General features: G+C 63.6%; 2 protein-coding genes. One reads left to right on the top strand and one right to left on the bottom strand.

Features of this window, described 5'->3' with window-relative positions; translation table 11 throughout:
- Positions 1 to 1051: MHYT domain-containing protein (locus tag EN964_RS31255; RefSeq protein WP_127277183.1), on the bottom strand; the 1051-nt coding region annotated here is incomplete at its 3' end.
- A gap of 298 nt (positions 1052 to 1349) precedes the next feature.
- Here EN964_RS31255 and EN964_RS31250 point away from each other — a divergent pair.
- Complete coding sequence (locus tag EN964_RS31250; protein WP_127271182.1) at positions 1350 to 2573, top strand: argininosuccinate synthase; 1224 nt, start codon at positions 1350 to 1352, stop codon at positions 2571 to 2573.
- Positions 2574 to 2656 lie beyond the last annotated feature (83 nt).

Genomic DNA, 2656 nt, shown 5'->3' with positions numbered 1-2656 from the left:
GCCCGAGAAGGTCCTTCTGATCCTTGAAGCGCTTGATCGCGGCGAACTCGTCACCGCCGAGCCGGGCGACGAACTCGCCCTCGCCGGTGAGTTTCGCCAGCCTGCGGGCGACGATCTTGAGCGCCTGGTCGCCGGCCGCATGCCCCCTGAGGTCGTTGATCTCCTTGAAGCGGTCGAGATCGATGACGATGACCGCCGTCATTGTGTCCTCGCCCTCGCGTGCCCGGTCGATCTCATGGTCGAGGCGGTCGTTGAAGGAGACCCGGTTGGGAAGGCCGGTAAGGGCGTCGTTGAGGGCGAGATGCTGAAGCCGCTCGAAACTCTCCAGACGGCCACGCTCATCGATCAGATAGCTGGCGAAGCCGGTGGCCGCGACGATCAGGCCCACCACGGCGACGGCGACCGCCATTGCCACCAGAATATCGGGATTGGTGCCTGTGCTGATGAAGGACAGCGGCGTCACCGCCACCGCGGCCATAGCCGTGAAATGCAGGCCGACGATCGCCAGCACCAGCAGCCCGATGGCGAGATAATGCGACCAGCGGTATGGCCGGCGCACGGCATGGCCGACGGCCAAGGCGGAGAACACGGCCGAGATGACCAGTGAGGCCACGACATAGGAGCCGTCCCATTCGACGATGCCGGCAACATGATAAGCCATCATGCCGGTGTAGTGCATGGACGAAATCGCCAGGCCGACGACGATGCCGCCCCATTCCGGAGCCAGGCGCCGGCTCTTGCCGGATGCGAGGGTGAAGCCCAGCCCGGTGCCGATGATGGCGATGACCAGGGATGCCATGGTCAGGACCGGATCGAAGGTGATCGGCGCGCCGGGCTGGTAGGCCAGCATGGCGATGAAATGGGTGCACCAGATCGACGAGCCGGCGGCGACCGCGGTCAGGAACAGCCAGCCCTTCATCTGCACGCCGGCGGTTTTCCTCGAACGGTCGAAGAGGCCGATCGTCACCCAGCAGCCGGTGACGCACATCAGCGCCGCCAGCAGGACAAGCCACAGATTATGCTCCATGGCGATGCATGATATAACGCGCATCAAGAACGGCCCGAGTCCGAGGACACCCACGACAAAGCAGGCAAGAAGCCGCCCGGAACGTGGTCAAGGCGGCTTTGTCGTAAGTGTTAGCGGCACGGCGTGAAAACTTGATTAAGTCCCTCCAGCAAATGCAGCCTTTGATTGCAGCAGATTGTTTTCGCTGCCGGCCGCCCCCGGCCATGCGCTGGACCAGAAGCCGTGCATGCACGCGTGCTTGCTCGCTCTGCCGTTCCTGCTAAAAGGCGCTGCGACAATCCGTGACGCCCAGGCTGGGGCGTCCGCCATCGACGGAGTAGAAATGTCCAAGGCCAAAGACGTCAAAAAAGTCGTGCTTGCCTATTCAGGCGGTCTCGACACATCCATCATCCTGAAATGGCTGCAGACTGAACTCGGCGCCGAAGTCGTGACTTTCACCGCCGATCTCGGCCAGGGCGGCGAACTCGAGCCGGCCCGTCGCAAGGCCGAGATGATGGGCATCAAGGACATCCGCGTCGTCGACGTGCGCGAGGAATTCGTGTCCGACTTCGTCTTCCCGATGTTCCGCGCCAACACCGTCTATGAAGGCACCTATCTGCTTGGCACCTCGATCGCGCGGCCGCTGATCTCCAAGCATCTGGTCGATATAGCGCGGGAAACCGGCGCCGACGCGATCGCGCATGGCGCCACCGGCAAGGGCAACGATCAGGTGCGCTTCGAGCTTTCGGCTTACGCATTGAACCCCGACATCAAGGTCATCGCGCCGTGGCGCGACTGGTCATTCAAGTCGCGCACCGACCTGATGAATTTCGCCGAGCAGCACCAGATCCCGGTGCCGAAGGACAAGAAGGGCGACGCACCGTTCTCGGTCGACGCCAACCTTTTGCATTCGTCCTCCGAGGGCAAGGTGCTGGAAGACCCGTGGGTGGAGCCGCCCGAATTCGTCCACCAGCGCACCGTTTCGCCGATGGACGCACCTGATACCGTCACCGAGATCGAGATCGAGTTCCTGAAGGGCGATCCGATCGCGCTGAACGGCAAGAAGCTGTCGCCGGCGACCATGCTGGCGGCACTCAACGATCTTGGCCGCGACAATGGCATCGGCCGGCTCGACCTGGTCGAGAACCGCTTCGTCGGCATGAAATCGCGTGGCGTCTACGAAACACCAGGCGGCACGATCCTGATTGCCGCCCACCGCGCCATCGAATCGATCACGCTCGACCGTGGGGCCGCCCATCTCAAGGACGAGTTCATGCCGCGTTACGCTGAGCTGATCTACAACGGCTTCTGGTTCGCGCCCGAACGGCTGATGCTGCAGGCGATGATCGACAAGAGCCAGGAAGAGGTCGAGGGCACGGTGCGCCTCAAGCTCTACAAGGGCAACGTCATGGTCACCGGCCGCAAGTCGAAGAAGACGCTCTATTCGGATGCGCTGGTCACCTTCGAGGACGACCGCGGCGCCTACGACCAGAAGGACGCCGCCGGCTTCATCCGTCTCAATGCGCTGCGGCTGAGGACGCTGGCCGCGCGCAACCGCGCCAAGTAGGGCGGATGCGCGGTTTCGGTCGCTGCCTGGCGCCCCTGGTTGTTCTGGCGACGCCGGCGGCGGGCCAGGAGTTCGACCCCGCC

It is taken from the genome of Mesorhizobium sp. M7A.F.Ca.CA.001.10.2.1, from assembly GCF_003998575.1.
In the GTDB taxonomy this organism is placed as follows: Bacteria; Pseudomonadota; Alphaproteobacteria; order Rhizobiales; family Rhizobiaceae; genus Mesorhizobium.
Note: the sequence above shows the minus strand (reverse complement) of the source record. Positions and strands in the feature narration are given on the sequence as shown.

What these genes read in the sequence shown, in the direction of transcription:
- EN964_RS31250 (WP_127271182.1), top strand. Translation starts at nt 1,350, where the DNA reads ATGTCCAAGGCCAAAGACGTCAAAAAAGTCGTGCTTGCCTATTCAGGC.